General features: G+C 63.1%; 16 protein-coding genes. 4 read left to right on the forward strand and 12 right to left on the reverse strand.

Features of this window, described 5'->3' with window-relative positions; all coding sequences use genetic code 11:
• Positions 1-118: 118 nt before the first annotated feature.
• The 9 genes from NKH19_RS24800 to cpaB all read right to left on the reverse strand — a co-directional run bounded on the left by NKH19_RS24800 (position 119) and on the right by cpaB (position 8,929).
• Entirely contained in the window at positions 119-589 is a 471-nt protein-coding gene (locus tag NKH19_RS24800; protein ID WP_352872183.1) for a hypothetical protein, read from the reverse strand.
• Between the two features lie 132 nt (positions 590-721).
• Entirely contained in the window at positions 722-1,561 is an 840-nt protein-coding gene (locus tag NKH19_RS24805) for a PA3715 family protein (RefSeq protein WP_352982938.1), read from the reverse strand.
• A gap of 78 nt (positions 1,562-1,639) precedes the next feature.
• Positions 1,640-2,602 carry a type II secretion system F family protein gene (locus NKH19_RS24810; protein ID WP_352872181.1) on the reverse strand — a complete coding sequence of 321 codons (963 nt, stop codon included), beginning with the start codon at positions 2,600-2,602 and terminating at the stop codon, positions 1,640-1,642.
• 1 nt (position 2,603) lies between these two features.
• Positions 2,604-3,569 carry a type II secretion system F family protein gene (locus tag NKH19_RS24815; RefSeq protein WP_352872180.1) on the reverse strand — a complete coding sequence of 322 codons (966 nt, stop codon included), beginning with the start codon at positions 3,567-3,569 and terminating at the stop codon, positions 2,604-2,606.
• A gap of 4 nt (positions 3,570-3,573) precedes the next feature.
• On the reverse strand, positions 3,574-4,995 hold the full coding sequence (locus tag NKH19_RS24820; RefSeq protein ID WP_352872178.1) for a TadA family conjugal transfer-associated ATPase: 1,422 nt from the start codon (positions 4,993-4,995) through the stop codon (positions 3,574-3,576).
• Complete coding sequence (locus NKH19_RS24825) at positions 4,992-6,206, reverse strand: CpaE/TadZ family protein (protein WP_352872177.1); 1,215 nt, start codon at positions 6,204-6,206, stop codon at positions 4,992-4,994. Before NKH19_RS24825 ends, NKH19_RS24820 begins: the two co-directional genes overlap by 4 nt.
• A gap of 44 nt (positions 6,207-6,250) precedes the next feature.
• On the reverse strand, positions 6,251-6,520 hold the full coding sequence (locus tag NKH19_RS24830; protein ID WP_352872176.1) for a hypothetical protein: 270 nt from the start codon (positions 6,518-6,520) through the stop codon (positions 6,251-6,253).
• A gap of 4 nt (positions 6,521-6,524) precedes the next feature.
• Positions 6,525-7,970, reverse strand: a complete 1,446-nt coding sequence (locus NKH19_RS24835) for a type II and III secretion system protein family protein (RefSeq protein ID WP_352872175.1) — start codon at positions 7,968-7,970, stop codon at positions 6,525-6,527.
• Positions 7,971-8,002: 32 nt separating this feature from the next.
• Entirely contained in the window at positions 8,003-8,929 is a 927-nt protein-coding gene (gene cpaB, locus NKH19_RS24840) for a Flp pilus assembly protein CpaB (RefSeq protein WP_352872173.1), read from the reverse strand.
• A gap of 237 nt (positions 8,930-9,166) precedes the next feature.
• Here cpaB and parE point away from each other — a divergent pair, with 237 nt between their 5' ends.
• Both parE and NKH19_RS24850 read left to right on the forward strand, forming a co-directional pair.
• Entirely contained in the window at positions 9,167-11,221 is a 2,055-nt protein-coding gene (parE, locus tag NKH19_RS24845; RefSeq protein ID WP_352872172.1) for a DNA topoisomerase IV subunit B, read from the forward strand.
• Between the two features lie 131 nt (positions 11,222-11,352).
• Positions 11,353-13,419, forward strand: a complete 2,067-nt coding sequence (locus tag NKH19_RS24850; RefSeq protein WP_352872171.1) for an FUSC family protein — start codon at positions 11,353-11,355, stop codon at positions 13,417-13,419.
• 6 nt (positions 13,420-13,425) lie between these two features.
• Here the strand turns inward: NKH19_RS24850 and NKH19_RS24855 are convergent, their stop codons facing one another.
• From NKH19_RS24855 to NKH19_RS24865, 3 genes are all read right to left on the reverse strand, one after another.
• Entirely contained in the window at positions 13,426-13,884 is a 459-nt protein-coding gene (locus tag NKH19_RS24855) for a HEPN domain-containing protein (protein WP_352872169.1), read from the reverse strand.
• Positions 13,877-14,215 carry a nucleotidyltransferase domain-containing protein gene (locus NKH19_RS24860; RefSeq protein ID WP_352872168.1) on the reverse strand — a complete coding sequence of 113 codons (339 nt, stop codon included), beginning with the start codon at positions 14,213-14,215 and terminating at the stop codon, positions 13,877-13,879. The genes NKH19_RS24855 and NKH19_RS24860 overlap by 8 nt, the downstream gene beginning before the upstream one ends.
• Before the next feature lie 78 nt (positions 14,216-14,293).
• Positions 14,294-15,418 (reverse strand): DUF2336 domain-containing protein, encoded by a 1,125-nt coding sequence (locus NKH19_RS24865; protein WP_352872166.1) that lies wholly within the window; start codon positions 15,416-15,418, stop codon positions 14,294-14,296.
• A 152-nt stretch (positions 15,419-15,570) separates the two neighbouring features.
• Here NKH19_RS24865 and NKH19_RS24870 point away from each other — a divergent pair, with 152 nt between their 5' ends.
• Together NKH19_RS24870 and NKH19_RS24875 are read left to right on the forward strand one after the other, a co-directional pair.
• Positions 15,571-16,023, forward strand: a complete 453-nt coding sequence (locus tag NKH19_RS24870; RefSeq protein ID WP_352872164.1) for a MaoC family dehydratase — start codon at positions 15,571-15,573, stop codon at positions 16,021-16,023.
• A 3-nt stretch (positions 16,024-16,026) separates the two neighbouring features.
• On the forward strand, positions 16,027-16,908 hold the full coding sequence (locus NKH19_RS24875) for an HpcH/HpaI aldolase/citrate lyase family protein (RefSeq protein WP_352872163.1): 882 nt from the start codon (positions 16,027-16,029) through the stop codon (positions 16,906-16,908).
• The last annotated feature ends 26 nt before the right edge of the window (positions 16,909-16,934 follow it).

A 16,934-nucleotide genomic window follows, 5' to 3' on the forward strand; every position in this document is an offset into this window, starting at 1 on the left:
TCAGCGGCAGCCGTCAGATACGAGTTTTCAGCCGATCTTTCGACGCAACCTGCCGATAGGGTTTACAAAGCGTCGATGCCCTGTGTCCCGAAACCGGACCCAGGACGCAACGGCCAGATCAGCCCTTGTTCAGCAAGGCGAGGTTGGCGTTGACGACGGTGGGATCGACCATGCCCGCCTTCGCCTCGAGCAGCAACGCCTTGGCCTTCTTGCGATTGCCGCGCAGCAGTTGCGAATAGCCCATGTTGTTGACGATCTGAGGCTTGCGGCCGGCGACTTTCAAAAGCTGGCCGTAGGCGCGGTCGGCGAAGTCGAAACGGCCGAGCTCATCATAGGAAGCGGCGAGCCCCATCCAGGCCTCGGCATTGTCCGCCTTCAACTCGACGGCCTTGCGGAAGTGCTTTTCGGCGAGGCCGTAATTGGCGTCGCGAAACTGCGCCTTGCCTTGCGCCAGATCGGAGGTGTCGATGTTCTTTGCCGCCGGTTGGATCGCGGTGGTCTTGGTGGTGTCGACGCCGCCCGTCGTGCAGCCAGACATCATCAAGACGGCCGCCATAGCGGCCATTGCCGTGAAGTTATTGTGACGCATGCCCCTGCCTCATCGCCCGATTTGCCGGGTCGTTCTCAAGGAAACACGCTACATTAGCGGCGATTAAACTTCGGTGCCGAAACGCCGCTAAAATTTGGTTTCGGGCACACCAGCCATTAACCACGAAGGCTTTCACGGCTCCAAGGCTTTGAGCCCCTCGGGAAACTGGTATCGACTGCCGTCATAGCGCAGCCGGTAGGTGCGCTTCACGGACTTGCCGGGATGAGACTGGCACTCGCCATTCTCGTCGACGGACGGATTGTCCGTATCCGCCCGCTCGGCCACGGTGATGTCGTGATAGCCACGGTGGCTTGCCGGGTTCATAGCCAGGCTGACCTGGCTCGACTCAAAGGATCCCGCGCAATTGGTATCGCCTTCGCCGCCAAAGCCGGCCACGACGAAGCCGTCGAGCACCACGCGCAAGGCATCGCCGGCGAGCGCATAGAGCCGCAGGTCGGTTTCCCTGAAGGGGTTGGGCTGCGAATGGCTTGCCATTTCGATGCGCAGGCCGAAGGCGCTGACATCGAACGCCAGTCTATAGCGGCCGGTATCGAATTCGATCTTGCGGATGGCGATGGCATCGTCGGTTATCAGCCCGGGCTGGAGCAGGCGCTGGCGCACCTGCAGGCTGTTCCTGTCGACGACCAGAAGCTCGATATCGCCGACATGCCCGTCGTCGCGGGACTGGGCGCTGTCGATCAGCGGCACCGCGACCAACAGCAGGTCGTCATGGGCGGGCCAGATCTTGCAGACCAGGCCAAATGGCGTGTCGCTATCCGGACGCGTCAGGGCGATGCTGATATGGGGTTCGAGCGTGTACGAGCCGCCGTCGGCGCTCTTTTGAGCCTTGGGATAGGCCTGCCGCACCAAGGCGGAAGCATCGCCGCAGTCGTCGGCCGCAGCCCATGCGGGCGGCGAACTGGCCGTGGTAAGGCCGACGAAGAGAAAGAGAGTGCGCAACAGCATTCGCATGGGGTTCTCACGTCGCAGGGCCGAGTTCGGGCAGAATAACGGGTTGTCAGCCCCTTACTAGGACTTTCGTGGGCGCTGCTAATGCGCCGTCATTTTGACGATGACTGGAATGGCCGCGATCATCAACACCACCGGCAGGATGCATACCACCACCGGCACCGACATCTTGGCCGGCAAGGCGTGCGCCTTTTCCTCGGCCAGCGACATGCGCTTGTGGCGCATGTCGTCGGAAAACACGCGCAGCGCGCCCGACAGGCTGGTGCCGAGTTCCTTGGACTGTTGCAGCAGCGTGGCGAAGGAACGCACCTCGTCCAGGCTGAGGCGATCGGCGAGTGCCTTCAGCGCATCGTCAAGGCTGCGACCGGCCCTCAGCTCCAGCGACACCAGCTGCAGGTTCTGGCTGAGCGCGGGGTAGGTCTTGGCGAGTTCCCTGGAGACGCGCTCGATGCCGGCCTCCATGCTCATGCCGGCATCCGAGCAGACGATCATCAGGTCCATGAAATCGGGAAAGCCGTTGCGGTACTCACGCCTGCGTTCCCGCACTTTCTGGCTCAGCACCAGGCCGGGCAGGAAATAGCCGGCCGCTCCTGACAGGATGACGAATGTCCAGCGGCTGGCCATCGTCGCGTCCGGGCTGGCCATCCAGCGGTTGAGCACAAAGACGCCGATTGCCGTGCCGATCATAGCGGTGAACCGGATCAGGAAGAATGTGCCGACAGCGCGCGGCTCCATATATCCCGCCTGGATGAGCTTCATGCGCAGCCGGGCGACATTTTCCGGATCGCTCTTGGCGTAGAATTCCTGTGCCCTCTTCACCGCCTTCTCGCGCACGACGCCGGTATTCTTCTTCTGCGCAGGTTCGGATTTCGCGGCCACGGGACCGTCATCGACCTTGAGCCGGCGCTTGACCTCGTTGCGATCGCCCTTCGCCGCCATCATCGGCCAGGCAACGGCGGCAGCGCCCGCGGCCAGCAGCAGGATGGCCACCGGCATCAACGAGGTCGGCGCGAGCGAGGCGAGGAATTCGATGAAGCCCTGCATGTCAGAACTTGAAATTCGACATCTTGAACATCATCCAATTGCCCAGCATCAGCCAGGTGATCGAGCCACCCATCAGGTACCATGTCTTTGGCTCGTCCCAGACGTCGCGGTAGAATCCCGGCATCAGCGCCATGATGGCGGTAAACAGCAACACCGGGACCGCCGTCAGGATGTAGGCCGACATTCGGCCTTCTGTCGCAATGGCGCGCACCTTGCGGCGTAGCTTGCCACGCTCGCGGATCGTCGTCGCCAGGCCGTCTAGGATCTCGCGCAGATTGCCGCCCGAACTGGTCTGGATCGAGACGGCGGTGACGAACAGCGGCAGATCCTCCTGGCCGACCCGGTCGAACAGCGAGTTCAATGCCGAAACCAGATCGGAACCGTAGGACACTTCGTCTGCGATGACGCCGAATTCGGTGCCGATCGGGTCGGGCATCTCGCGCGCCACCATGGCGATCGCCACCGGCACCGGATGGCCAGCCTTCAGGCCGCGCGTGATCAGTTCCAATGCTTCCGGCAATTGCATGCCGAACCGCTTCACCCGGCGCTTGCGCTTGAAACGCAACGTCAGCACCGGCAGCACCGGCACAAGCACCACGAACAGGACAAGCCCCATCAGCGGCGGCAAGCCGTACCAGATGGCGACCAAGGCCATGGCCATCGCCACGCCGCAGGTGATCATCAGGAATTTCGACAGCGGCATGATCATGCCCGACTGGGTTCGCAGAGCGCGGAACCGGTCCGGCGAAAACAGCGGCGTGCCCGCGTCAAGGCCGCGCTCCTTGCGCAGTTGCACAAGCACCTGCTCCTGGCTGATCTTGTTTTCCTGCAGCTTCATGCGCCGGTTGATGGCGGTGCGCTTGTCGCTGCGGCCTGCATAAAGCAGGTAGCAGGCCTCGGCGATCAGGATGCCGGTCAGCGCCGCCGCGGCATAGACGACATAAATCGCGCTGAGTTCGTCGAACACTTGGCTACTCCTGCGGCCGGCCGGGTTCGAAATATCGTCCGGGGAACTCGATGCCCATGGCGCGCAGATCCTCGAGGAATCGCGGCCGGATGCCAGTCGCCTCATAGTGGCCGAGGATCTTGCCGTCTGCCTCCATGCCGGTGCGCACGAAGCGGAAGATCTCCTGCATCTGGATGACGTCGCCTTCCATGCCCGTCACCTCGGCGACACTGGTCACCTTGCGCTTGCCGTCGGACAGGCGCGTCAGCTGGACGATGAGGTCGAGCGCGCTGGCGATCTGGCTGCGGATCGACTGCACCGTCATCGGCATGCCGGTCATGCCAAGCATCTGCTCAAGCCGCGAAATGGCGTCGCGCGGCGTATTGGCATGGATAGTCGCCATCGAGCCTTCGTGGCCGGTGTTCATCGCCTGCAGCATGTCGAAGGCCTCCTCGCCGCGGCACTCGCCGAGGATGACGCGGTCGGGACGCATGCGCAGCGCGTTCTTGACCAGGTCGCGCTGCTTCAGCTCGCCATGGCCTTCGATGTTGGCGGGGCGCGTCTCCATGCGCGCGACATGCGGTTGCTGCAGCTGGAGCTCGGCCGCGTCCTCGATGGTGATCAGGCGCTCATCTTCCGGAATGAAGGCCGACAGGGCATTGAGCATGGTCGTCTTGCCGGTGCCGGTGCCGCCCGAAATGATCGTCGTCTTGCGGGCATGCACGGCCGCCGCCAGCACCTCGGCCATGTTCTGTGTGATGGCACCGAATTCGACCAGCTTGTGCAGGCCGAGCTTGTTCTTGGAGAATTTGCGGATCGACACCAGCGGTCCGTCGACCGCCACCGGGCGGATGGCCGCGTTGAAACGCGAGCCGTCCAGCATGCGCGCATCGACCATCGGCTGCGATTCGTCGACGCGGCGCCCGACCGCGGCAACGATCTTGTTCACGATGCGCAAGAGATGCGCCTCGTCCTTGAATGGAATGTGGACCGGCTGCAGCTTGCCCCTCTTTTCGACAAAGCAGTTCAGGTGGCCGTTGATCAGGATGTCGTTGATGTCGGGGTCCTTGAGCAGCGGCTCGAGCGGACCGAGACCGACCATCTCGTCGACGATGTCGTCAACCAGCGCGTCAAGCTCGACGGTGTTGATCGCCATGCGCTCCTGTTTGGTCTTTTCCGACACGAAATCATGCACTTGCCTGCGCATCTCATCCTTGGGCAAACGCTCCAGCGCGACAAGATTGATCTCCTCGAGCAGCAGCCGATGGATACGCACGCGCGCATCAAGCACCTTGTTGGCATTCTTTGCTGGCGCTGCGTCTGGCTTGGCCGGCAAAGCCTTTCGGTTCGTCGGAATGACAACAGCATGATGGGCGACCGGCATCGGCTCAGTCGCGCGCTGCGGACGCGCGTCGCGGTTCTGCAGGGTGGAAAAGCGGCTGGTCATCCGGCCTTCCTCTTCAACAATCCACGGCCCATGCCAAACAGCGAGCGCGATTTCGCTCGGGTTGGGATCGCCTCCTCCGGCAGGATGATCTTCTTCAAATCGTTGATGACATTGGCGTTCGGATCGATCTCGTGCAACGGCACGCCGCGATCGACCGCCTCGCGCACCAGCCGGTAGTTGTTGGCGATGCCACCGACGAAATGCTCGCCGAGGATTTCCTGGACGTCCGCCTGCTTGATGCCGTTGTCGAACATCTTCTGTTCGAAGCGATTGACGATGACGTTCGGCTTCACTTCCTTGCCGGCGGTCTCGTAGACCGCCTGGATCAGCCGCTGCGTATGGCGCAGGCACGGCACCGTCATCTCGGCGACGATGTAGAGCTTGTTGGAACCGAGCAGCACGGTCTCCGTCCATGGAAACCAGGTGCGCGGCATGTCGATGACGACATTGTCGAAATAGGCCGAGACGAGATCGAGCATGCGCACCACGACATCGGTCTTGAACGAGCGCATTTCCGATGGACGCGTGGGGGCAGCCAGCACGCAGAGCCCGCTCGCATGCTTGGACAGCATCACATCCAGCAGTTGCCGGTCGAGGCGCTCGGGCTGGTTCTCGATCTCGGTGATGTCGAAGCGCGGTTCGAGGTCGAGATATTCGGCACAGGCGCCTTGCTGGAAATTGAGGTCGACCACGCAAGTCGACGCGCCGCGCGTCACCGAATGATGCAGCTGGAAGGCGGTTTGTAGCGCCAGCGTCGTGGTGCCGACGCCGCCTGCTGCCGGCATGAAGGTGTAGATCTGCGACTCGGTGTTTTCCTCGCGCCCGGGGCCCTGCAGCGCACGCACCACGGAGCGCACGAGATCGGCGGTAGTGATCGGCTTGACCAGGAAATCCGCGACCTTGAGCTGCACCAGAATGCGCACCGCGGCGGCGTTGAACTCCTGCGTGACGACGACGACCGGCACCTTATCCTCCAGCCGGCGCATGATGCGCTGCAGCGACTCGACCTCCTCCAGCCTTGCCGCATCCATGTCGACGATGATCGCACCGAAGTCGGCTTCCTGGATCTCGCCGCGCAGCTCGACGACATTCTTCTCCACTGTCGAAAGCTGAATGATCTCGGAGGCCGCGAACGCGGTCCGCGTGTCCTGCACGAAGGTCCTGTCGGTCGATACGAGCAGGATCTTCCTGGTCTTGATGCCGTTTGCCATTCTCTCAGCCTGTCAGGTCGCCCGTTGACCAGTTGCCCGTTGAATCAGTTGCTCGTGGTGGACTGCGACGCTTTCGCACCGGCCGCCTGATCGGGGGGGACCGCCGCCGCGCTGCCTCTCTGGGCGGGCACCAGAAGTCTGGTGTTCTGGACCCCATATTTCCAGGGATCGACCATTTGCATGACGGTGTTGGCGGCCTGCGCCTCACCTGCGCCGGTCGTCGGCCCCTCGCTGCGCGCGTAGTCGTCGCTGGTGCAGCCGGCGGCAAGGCTGGCCAGCAGCAAGGCGATACTCGATCTCAAGACCAGACGCATGGCTTCAGTCCTTCGGCAGGTCGAGGAAATGCCCGACCGTGGTGACGGCGGCCGGCTGAGCAACGCTGCCGTCGGCCATTGCCAGCGCGCGGTTGGCGTCGGATGTCTTCACTTCCTCGGTATTGTTGAGAAAATAGTCGGCGCTGCTGGCCGGCTGCGTGCCGTCGGTCGGCTCGACGAGCTTCTTCGACGGATCGACCGGCTTGACCAGATAGGGGGTGACGATGATGACCAGGTCGGTCTCGCGCCGCTGATAGGATTTCGAGGAGAACAGTGCCCCAAGCACCGGCATCTTGCCGAGACCGGGAATGCGCGACGTGGTGATGTCGTTTTGCGACTGCAGCAATCCGGCGATCATGAAGCTCTGGCCGTTCTTCAGGTCGACCGACGTCCTGGCACGGCGCACAATGAAGCCGGGAACCGAGATGGTGCCAATATTGTAGGAGGCCGAAGCGTCGATCGAGGAGACTTCCGGCGCGATGTCCAGGCTGACCAGCCCGTCCTTCAGGACGGTCGGCGTGAAATCCAGGCTGACGCCGTATTTCTTGTAGCTGACCGAGATCTTGCCGTTGTCCTCGGAGACCGGGATCGGGAATTCGCCGCCGGCGAGGAAGCTCGCCGTCTGGCCGGACCGGGCGATCAGGTTCGGCTCGGCCAGCCGCCGCGCCAGGCCGCGCTCTTCCAGCGCCTTGATGGCGATATCGATCGACACACCATTCGACAAAAGCCGGCCGATAATCTCGCCGGTGCCGGCGGCCGGCACCGAACCCGGATCGATCGTTACATCTCGGCCGCCGATGCCGTAGGCAAAATTGGCGGCGTACTTGGCGCCGAGATCCTGGCCCGCCTGCCGGTTGATTTCGACGAAACGGACGTTGAGCTGGACCTGCTGCGATGACGAGATATTGACGGAGTTGATCACCTCCTCGGTGCCGGAAAAGCGCGTCGCGATCTTGTTTGCCTTTTCGGCGGCGACCGCGTCATCCGCCTCGCCCGACAGCACGACACGGCCATTGGCCGAGCCGACCTTGATCCTGGCATCCGGCACGCTGGCTCGAATGGTGCTGGCCAACTGGTCGGTGTCGAGTGTCACCTCGATGTCGACGGTGCCGACAAGCTGCTTCTTCTCGTCGAACAGCGCAATACCGGTGGTGCCGAGATTGTTGCCGAGCACATAGAAGGATTTGTCGGTCAGCGGATTGACGTTGGCGATCTCCGGATCGCCGATGACGATCTGGTAGAAGGCGGCACTGGTCATGATCGTCTTCGGCTTGCCCTTGGCAACCTTGATCGACGCGTTCTTGGTCGACGACACATAAACGATGTCGTTGTCGGCCCTTGCCGAGGCGCCGAAGGCCAGCATCGCGGCGGCAGCCACCGAAGCCGCGACAGCCGCAGTGCGCAAAACGCGCAACCGCCCCATGACCCGATATATGATCAGCCCCAGCATTGTCCCGTCCCTCACCCAGTCCCCACTGGCTTCTATTTCTGGTCCCGCGAAGGAACCTGGTATTCCTCGGCCTTTGTGCCGCGCGTCACGATGACGGTCTTGAACTTCGGTTTTTCCGGCTCTTTCACCACGGCATCGAACAGCGAACCGGCAGCGCCCTGCACATTCGAGGCTACCGATCCACCGAAGGAAGAGATGGTGGTGACGCCATTCTTGCCGTCGCCGCCCTCGCTGGAGGACCGAAGCGACAAGGACAAGGTGCCGACGGTGCGGGCCAGCGCCACCTTCTGCGCGCCGTCGGTCGTCACCTCGATGGTCACGGAATTGGAAATCTGCGGCGTCGTCTGGCGCTCGTCGGCCCCCTGCCCGACGCTCAGCACCTTGGCGTCGGCGGCAACGATCTCGGAGGTGATGGTGGAACCGGCAGCGCCCTGAGCGTTCTTGGCCACTTCCTGGATTTCGCCGGCATCGCGTGTCAGCACGACATCAACCCTGTCGCCCGGCGTGATGAAGCCGCCAACCCCGGCGATCTCATCGGTTCGGATAGTCACCGCCCGCATTCCTGGCGTCATCATGTTGGAAAGCGTGGCGCGGCCATTTGGTCCGGACAGCTTGGTCAGCAGCACCGGTTCGTTGACCTCGATCGGCGACAGCACCACGCGACTGCCATCGGCGAGCAACGCATTGATGGTGGTGAAGGCACCCTGCGGCACGGACTCTTGCGACCACGGGATTTCTCTGAGCTGCACCCGGTCGAGTTCCATGCCATAACGCAGCGGCGCATTGGCCACCACAATGGTCTTGAACTCCACCCCGGGCACAACAGGTGCCGGGATCGACGACGTCTTCTCCTCGGAATCGGCCTTGGCCTGGCTCTTGACCCAGAAATCCGCGGCGAAGATCGAGATCGCGCCAAAAACGGCGGCGATGCCGATCATCGATATGGCCTTGCCCCTCACGCCGAAACCCCTGATGCCCGCAGTTTCTTGTTTTGTTGGGCTCAGGCTAGGCGGCATTGTTAAAGAATTAGGAATCTTGTGTGGCGGTATTGGATCTATTTCCGCCTGCTTGGTTATCGAATGGTTTTGGGGTAAGAGGGGCCGGATCCCCGAACGGAACAGGAACCTCGGTCGCTTGGCGCTGAAAAGCGTGGCAGTATCGCGAGGTGATTCGCAGCACCGGACCCTATGGCAGGCATGGACGACAACAACGATCTCTTCGGCAATATGGACAAGCAGCCGCAGCCGGTTCGCACACCGGCACGTCCGGCGGATCCGCTGGTGCAGGCCACGAAGCGTCCTGCCGCGACAAAGGATGGCAGCGAGGGCTATAGCGCCGCCGACATCGAGGTGCTGGAAGGGCTGGAGCCGGTGCGGCGCCGGCCAGGCATGTATATCGGCGGCACCGACGACAAGGCGATGCACCATCTGTTCGCCGAGGTCATCGACAATTCGATGGACGAAGCGGTGGCCGGCCATGCCACCTTCATCGATGTCGAGCTCTCGGCCGACGGCTATCTCACCGTCACCGATAATGGCCGCGGCATCCCGGTCGACCTGCATCCGAAGTTCAAGAAGCCAGCGCTCGAAGTCATCATGACGACTCTGCATTCGGGCGGCAAGTTCGACTCCAAGGTCTACGAGACATCGGGCGGCCTGCATGGCGTCGGCGTGTCCGTGGTCAACGCGCTGTCGGACCATCTCGAGGTCGAGGTCGCGCGCGGCCGCCAACTCTATCGCCAGCGCTTTTCGCGCGGCGTTCCCGTGACCGGCCTGGAGCATTTGGGCGAGGTCCACAACCGGCGCGGCACAAAAACCCGCTTCCACCCCGACGAGCAGATTTTCGGCAAGGGCGCGGCGTTCGAGCCGGCGCGGCTCTACCGCATGACCCGCTCGAAGGCCTATCTGTTCGGCGGCGTCGAAATCCGCTGGACCTGCGACCCGTCGCTGATCAAGGAGAAGGACCAGACGCCGGCCAAGGCGGAATTCCACTTTCCCGGCGGCCTGAAGGACTATCTCAAGGCGTCGCTCGGCGACGAGTTCCAGGTGACGCGCGAAATCTTCGCCGGCAAGAGCGAGAAACAAGGCGGCCATGGAGCGCTCGAATGGGCGGTGACCTGGTTCGGCGGCGACGGCTTCATCAATTCCTACTGCAACACCATTCCGACCGGCGAAGGCGGCACCCACGAGGCCGGCTTCCGCAATGTGCTGACGCGGGGCCTGCGCGCCTATGCCGATCTCGTCGGCAACAAGCGCGCCTCCATCGTCACCTCGGAAGACGTCATGATCTCGGCGGCGGGCATGCTGTCAGTGTTCATCCGCGAGCCGGAATTCGTCGGCCAGACCAAGGACAGGCTGGCGACGATCGAGGCGATCCGCATCGTCGAGACCGCGATCCGCGACCCATTCGACCATTGGCTGGCCGACAATCCGCAGGAAGCGTCGAAGCTGCTCGAATGGGTGATCGCACGCGCCGACGAACGGGTGCGCCGCCGCCAGGAAAAGGAAGTGTCGCGCAAAAGCGCGGTACGCAAGCTGCGGCTGCCCGGCAAGCTCGCCGACTGCACGCAGAATGCCGCAGCCGGTGCGGAACTCTTCATCGTCGAAGGTGACTCGGCGGGTGGCTCGGCCAAGCAGGCGCGCGACCGCGCCAGCCAGGCTGTGTTGCCATTGCGCGGCAAGATCCTCAACGTCGCCAGCGCCGGCAACGACAAGCTCGCCGGCAACCAGCAGATCTCGGACCTGATCCAGGCGCTCGGCTGCGGCACGCGGTCGAAATACCGCGACGAGGATTTGCGCTACGACCGCGTCATCATCATGACCGACGCCGACGTCGACGGCGCCCACATCGCTTCGTTGCTGATCACCTTCTTCTACCAGGAGATGCCGGCGCTGGTGCGTGGCGGCCACCTTTATCTCGCGGTGCCGCCGCTTTACTCTATCCGGCAAGGTGGCAAGGTCGCCTATGCCCGTGACGACGCGCACAAGGAAGAGCTCCTGCGCACCGAATTCACTGGGCGCGGCAAGGTGGAGCTTGGCCGTTTCAAAGGTCTGGGCGAGATGATGGCCGCCCAGCTCAAGGAAACCACCATGGATCCGAGGAAGCGCACGCTGCTTCGGATCGATGTGATCGACGCCGAAGCAGCGACCAAGGACGCTGTCGATGCGTTGATGGGCACCAAGCCGGAAGCTCGCTTCCGCTTCATCCAGGAACGCGCCGAATTCGCCGAGACGGAAGTGCTGGATATCTAGCCGCCAGCCGGTCTATCTCCTTGTTTTGACGCAATTCCCAAGGGAAAGCGCTATGCGCTTTTCCCGGGAAAACCGTATCACACTTTTCCTGGAATTGCTCTAGCTTGCGCTTCTGATACGGAGACCGGCATGTGATCTCGGCGCGGCTGAAGGGTTATTTCGAGACGAGTTTGGCGGGGTTGACGCAACCGACGCGCTCGGACTGGATTTTCGCCCTGCGCACCGTTTCGGCCGGGCTGATCGCGCTGCTGGCCGCCTACGCGCTGAAGCTCGACCATCCGCAATGGGCCATGATGACGGTGTTCATCGTCGCCCAGCCGGTTGCCGGCATGGTGCTGGCGAAAGGCTTCTACCGGTTGCTCGGCACGCTGGTAGGCGGTGTCGCGGCGATCGGCATCACCACGGTGTTCGGCACCGGCCCGTGGGCGCTGGTGACGGTGCTTGCCGTCTGGATCGGCATCTGCACCTTCGTCTCGTCACTGCTGCGCAATCCCGAAGCCTATGGTGCCGCCCTTGCCGGCTATACCGCGATGATTATCGGCCTGCCCGCCTTCGGACAGCCGCATCTCGTCGTCGACCTCGCGGTCGCGCGCTGTGCCGAGATCGTGCTCGGCATCGTCTGCGCCGGCCTGACAAGCCGGCTGATCCTGCCAAGACTGGCCAGCAACGCCATCGTCTCGCGCCTGAAGCGCTGCATTCTCGATCTTGCGACTTACGCGGCCGGTGCGTTCTCCGGCGGCGATCCTGCAACGCTGTCCGGCCTGCACCGAAAGCTGGTCGCCGACACCCAGACGCTCGGCGAGATGCGCGCCTATGCCAGGCTCGAAGCACCGAGCTTCGCGCCGCGCGCCCATCCGGTCCGGCGTACCATCGGACAGCTGCTCTCGGCCCTCTCGGCGGCCCGTGCTTTGCATTCGCACGCCGCCCCCAGGAACGCCGCACTCATTCCGGTGCGCTCGGAATTGCAGTCGCTGGTCGGCGAGCTGTCGACAAAGCCCGGCGCGCTGGACGACACCGCGCCCTGGGTAGCGCGGCTCGATGCCATCACGGCCAAGGCCCGGCAAATGCCCGATGCCTCGACCGACCAGGGTGACGACAGGGTCGGCACCATCACACGCCTCACCATCGCCGCCGATTTCGCCGAGGCGTTCAAGCAGGTGCTGCGCGGTCTTGACGCCTTGCGCACGCCTGCCACGCGCCCGATCCGGGGCAGCCGGCAGCCTGCGCTGGTCGTGCATCGCGATTACTCCGGCGCATCGCGCAACGCTATCCGCGCTGCCCTTGCCACCTTGCTGGTCGCGGCCTTCTGGCTGACGACGAAATGGTCGGAAGCGGCCGGCACGGTCATTCTCGTTGCCGTCGTATCGAGCCTGTTTGCTGCCCGCCCCGACCCCGTGCAAGTCGCCTGGGGCTTCTTCAAGGGAACACTGCTCGCTTTGCCCTTTGCCTTTCTTGTCGGTCAGATCGCGTTGCCCGCTTTGCCCGGCTTCGGCTGGTTCATGCTGTTTGTCGTGCCGATCCTGGTGCCCACGGCGCTGGCGATGGCCAATCCACGCTATGTCGGCGTGGCGACGGCCTTCGCTATCAACTTCCTCGCCTTCCTCAGTCCGCATCAGGCGATGACCTATGATCCCGTGCCCTTCTTCGCCGGCTCGGCGTCGATCCTGGTCGGCATTCTGCTGGCGATCGGCGTCTTCATCGTCGTGCTGCCCGCCGATCCGTGGCTTGCGGCCAACCGCATCGTGCGCGCCATGCGCGAGGATTTGGCGCGGCTTTGCCTGCATGAGCGGGTGCCGAGGCGCTCGGCCTTCGAGAGCCTCGCCTATGACCGCATCAATCAACTGATGCCGCTGGTGCAGAACGCCGGCAGCAAGGGCGATGCGGTCCTGGGCGGTGGCGTCGCCGCCGTCACCGTCGGCCTGGAGATCCTGCGGCTGCGCGGAGCAAGCCAAAGCCATGCCATCCCATCCGAGACCGCGCTTTCGATCACGAACTTCCTGCGGGGGCTGGCGCGCGAACTCCTCTTCCGCGCCCCCGGCGATCCGCGGACGTCGACCGTCGCCGTCGCCCGCCAATATGCGGCGAGCATCGCCCAACGAAACGGCGCCGGCGAATTGCTGCAGATAGCGGCATCGTTGCGCATCATCGCCGCGGCGATGGAGGATTTCCCTGATTTCTTCGCGAGCAACAGGCCTTAGCGAATGTCATTGCTGGCTGGATCTGCGCATAGGCGTCCCGTTCTCGGCTGGCTTTGATTCATCGTCAAGATCGACCCTGAAGTGCTCCGCGACCCGCGCGATAAGGCTCGAGATACCGCCTATGGCTTCCTGAAGCTTTGCCTTGTCAGGCGCACGAGGTATCTGGCCTGAAGGCAACGTATATCTGAAAGTGGTCGCATACGCCTCCAGCCAAACGAGTGACTTCAACGCCGTTTTCTCGGCGTGATCGTCCGGAAATCGCCTTACAATCTTGTCCAGCTGATGTGCATCGTGACGTTCGATGTGAATTGCCTCCGAGGTCGCCAGCGCCCGGATTATCTGCTCGATCGCCTGTTGGCTGAGATAGGCGGCGTTGCGAGACCCTGATGCAGCCAGAGTGCGTGCATCCCTGATACAACCATTCGCCAATCGAAGAGCGCTGGCGATGGTCCACTGGTCAGACATCCAATCGACGCCCGTCCCGAGCAACGTCATACGCGATCGTATTTCGCGAATCCCAACTTGCCGCCAAAGCGCTCGATGTAGTGGACAGGATAGTCGCTGGAATTCCGATTTCGTGCTGGATTTCCCAACCAATGAGCGGGTCCAGGAGTTCCGGCCTAGCATCATCCGGCAACGCAACGAGAATATCCCAGTCGCTATCGGGCCGATTGTCGCCCCGTGCTCGGCTGCCGAACAGCCAGATAGAATCGGGGTTCAGGCGAACCCGGATTTTATCGATCAGCGGCTTGATCTCGGTCGGTACCGCGAGACGCTTTGAGGATGGATGGCGCATGCTCAAAACATAATACCAATTCTTTACTTCGACAACGCAATGGCATCGAAACCGTCCAGCCGTCAAATGGATCCAAAGCTAGGCGGCGGCGATCGCCAGCGCGTGGCCTCGCGCGTTCTCGCGCAGCGCATCGAGATGGATCGACCTGACCAGCGCGGCCAGATCGCCTTCCGCCGACTGTCCACCCACCTCCTTCAGCATCAGCCAGCTGACCTCCTGCACACCGGCGACGCGCTTGCCGTTGGCGACCTCGCGCCAGATCTTCAGTGCGCGCAGGATGATGGCGTGCGTTGCGGCGGCGAGGCCGGCGCTGCGGAACAGCGCCTGCAAGGCGACATCGTGCCCGCCAGCAAGCAGCGCCCTCACCCTTTGTTCGGACTGCTGGCTGAGCGCGACCAGCGCCGAGCCGAAGAAATCGACCTTGCCATGCGCGATGGTGCGGATGAGGAAGCTGGCGGTGAGATCGCCGCGCAGCCTGAGATGCTCGATCAGTGCGGCATGTTCTTCCTGGCGCGTGCCCTCGATCAGCGTCACCGAAGCCTTGACGCACGCGTCGCGCATGACGCGGTCGGCGCGCGCCGCGCCCATCATTGCCATGACCAGCGGCGACGTTTTCAGCATCTCGCCGAGCTTGACGAGCAGCATATGCCGGCAGTCGGCAGGCAGCCGGGCGTCCGAGATCAGCGCCTCACGAACCAGAGGCAGATGGCCGTGGCGTTCGGCCATGCGGCGAAAGCTGAGCGAGGCGATGTCGGCGCCGCTGTTGGCAAGCAACACGGCGCAGGCTTCCGCCTCGCCGATCTCGGCAATGGCCGCCGACAGCGCCATGGAGACGACCGGCCGGTCGGCGATCAATTTCTGCGTCGCCTTCGGGCTTGAGGCCACGCGGTTGATCAGGTCGGCGTCGGTGAGCAGCGGCGAGCGCGCCAGCACTACCCCGGCGACTTCCGGCTGGTCGGACGCCAGCACGCTGATGATCTGCAATGGCGCGTGGTGGCTCATGGACAGCGCCTCGGCCATCGCCAGACGCACCTTCGACGAGGCATCGTCGAGCAGCAGGGTCAGCGCCGCTTCGGCGGCGCAACGATCCTCGAAAGGCAGGTCGGAATTGACATAGGCTCGGGCCAACGCGCTGGCGGCGGCGGCGCGTTCCGACACCCTGGCCGTGTAGATCCATTTCAGGAAATGCGAAACAACAACCATGCCCGTCTGCTTAAGCCCCTTGCCAGAAGGTTTCTGGCCCCGGTCAGGACGGTAGGCAGAAATGGTTTACGAACGGTTCACCATGTTCATTAACTGGCTTGCGAGCACCGAATGCAGCGCTTATCAACCCCATGGCAGCAGAGGAGCAGGATATGGCCGGGCTTTATCTCCAGGAGTTCGTTGTCGGCCAGGTCTTCCAGCACACGCTGCGCAAGACCGTTACCGAAAGCGACAACATGCTGTTTTCGGTGATGACGCTGAACCCGCAGCCGCTGCACATCGATTTCGATTTTGCCGCCAGGAGCGAATGGGGCAAGCCGCTGGTCAACTCGCTGTTCACGCTCGGGCTGATGATCGGCATCTCGGTCAATGACATCACCGTCGGAACCACGGTGGCCAATCTCGGAATGAAGGAAACCGTGTTTCCGTACCCGGTCTTCCATGGCGACACCATCCGGGTTGAAACCACCGTCATTTCAGTGCGCGAATCCAGGTCGAAACCCGATCGCGGCATCGTCGAATTCGAGCATCGCGCCTACAACCAGCATGGCGATCTCGTCGCCAAATGCACGAGGCAAGCGATGATGCTGAAGAAGGCGGCCTGAAGCATGCGTTCGCTGCTGTTCGTCCCCGGCGATTCCGAGAGGAAGCTGGAAAAGGGCTTTGGTGCCGGCGCCGATGTCGTCATCGTCGATCTTGAGGATTCCGTGGCGCCGCACAACAAGGCGCTGGCGCGCGAGGTGGCGGCGCGCTTCCTCGCCAAGCGCAGGGCGCAAACCAGTTCGGCCATCTATGTCAGGGTCAACGATCTGTCGACCGGGCTGACCGATGACGATCTGGCGGCATTGGTGCCGGCAAGACCCGACGGTATCATGCTGCCCAAGTCGAACAGCGGCCAGGATGTGCAGCATCTCTCGGCAAAACTCAGGGTGCACGAGGCCGAAAACGGTCTCGCCGACGGCGTGATCAAGATCCTGCCGATCATCACCGAAACGCCGGCGGGCGTGCTGGCGGCGGCGACCTATGCCGGGACAAGCGCACGGCTTGCTGGCCTCACCTGGGGCGCGGAGGATCTGTCGGCGGCGATCGGCGCGCGCTCGACCCGCGACGAGCGCGGCCGCTACACCGACGTGTTCCGCTTTGCCCGCACCATGACCATCCTTGCCGCGGGTGCGGCGGAAGTCGAGGCGATCGACACCGTCTTTCCGAATTTTCGCGACATGGCGGCCTTCGAAGCGGAATGCGCCGAGGCCGAGCGGGACGGTTTCACCGGCAAGATGGCGATCCACCCTGACCAGGTGCCCGTCATCAATGCCGCATTCACGCCGTCAGTCGAAGCCGTGAGACAATCGGCGGCAATCGTCGCGGCGTTCAAGGCGGCGGGAAATCCCGGCGTCGTCGGCATCGACGGCAAGATGTACGACCGCCCGCATCTGCGGCTGGCCGAACGGCTTCTGGCGCGTGCCAGGGCGGCCGGCGTTTCCGCTTAGAGCAATCTCCAGGAAAAGTGTGAAAC

The sequence above is a fragment of the Mesorhizobium sp. M1338 genome (assembly GCF_040318045.1).
Taxonomy (GTDB): Bacteria; Pseudomonadota; Alphaproteobacteria; order Rhizobiales; family Rhizobiaceae; genus Mesorhizobium.

Excerpts from the sequence above, each read along its gene's own strand:
- NKH19_RS24835 (WP_352872175.1), bottom strand. The coding sequence starts at position 7,970 with ATGCTGGGGCTGATCATATATCGGGTCATGGGGCGGTTGCGCGTTTTG.
- parE (WP_352872172.1), top strand. The coding sequence starts at position 9,167 with ATGGACGACAACAACGATCTCTTCGGCAATATGGACAAGCAGCCGCAG.
- NKH19_RS24825 (WP_352872177.1), bottom strand. The coding sequence starts at position 6,206 with ATGGCAAACGGCATCAAGACCAGGAAGATCCTGCTCGTATCGACCGAC.
- NKH19_RS24860 (WP_352872168.1), bottom strand. The coding sequence starts at position 14,215 with ATGCGCCATCCATCCTCAAAGCGTCTCGCGGTACCGACCGAGATCAAG.
- NKH19_RS24875 (WP_352872163.1), top strand. The coding sequence starts at position 16,027 with ATGCGTTCGCTGCTGTTCGTCCCCGGCGATTCCGAGAGGAAGCTGGAA.
- NKH19_RS24865 (WP_352872166.1), bottom strand. The coding sequence starts at position 15,418 with ATGGTTGTTGTTTCGCATTTCCTGAAATGGATCTACACGGCCAGGGTG.
- NKH19_RS24870 (WP_352872164.1), top strand. The coding sequence starts at position 15,571 with ATGGCCGGGCTTTATCTCCAGGAGTTCGTTGTCGGCCAGGTCTTCCAG.
- NKH19_RS24800 (WP_352872183.1), bottom strand. The coding sequence starts at position 589 with ATGCGTCACAATAACTTCACGGCAATGGCCGCTATGGCGGCCGTCTTG.
- NKH19_RS24810 (WP_352872181.1), bottom strand. The coding sequence starts at position 2,602 with ATGCAGGGCTTCATCGAATTCCTCGCCTCGCTCGCGCCGACCTCGTTG.
- NKH19_RS24820 (WP_352872178.1), bottom strand. The coding sequence starts at position 4,995 with ATGACCAGCCGCTTTTCCACCCTGCAGAACCGCGACGCGCGTCCGCAG.
- NKH19_RS24855 (WP_352872169.1), bottom strand. The coding sequence starts at position 13,884 with ATGTCTGACCAGTGGACCATCGCCAGCGCTCTTCGATTGGCGAATGGT.
- NKH19_RS24830 (WP_352872176.1), bottom strand. The coding sequence starts at position 6,520 with ATGCGTCTGGTCTTGAGATCGAGTATCGCCTTGCTGCTGGCCAGCCTT.
- NKH19_RS24805 (WP_352982938.1), bottom strand. The coding sequence starts at position 1,561 with ATGCGAATGCTGTTGCGCACTCTCTTTCTCTTCGTCGGCCTTACCACG.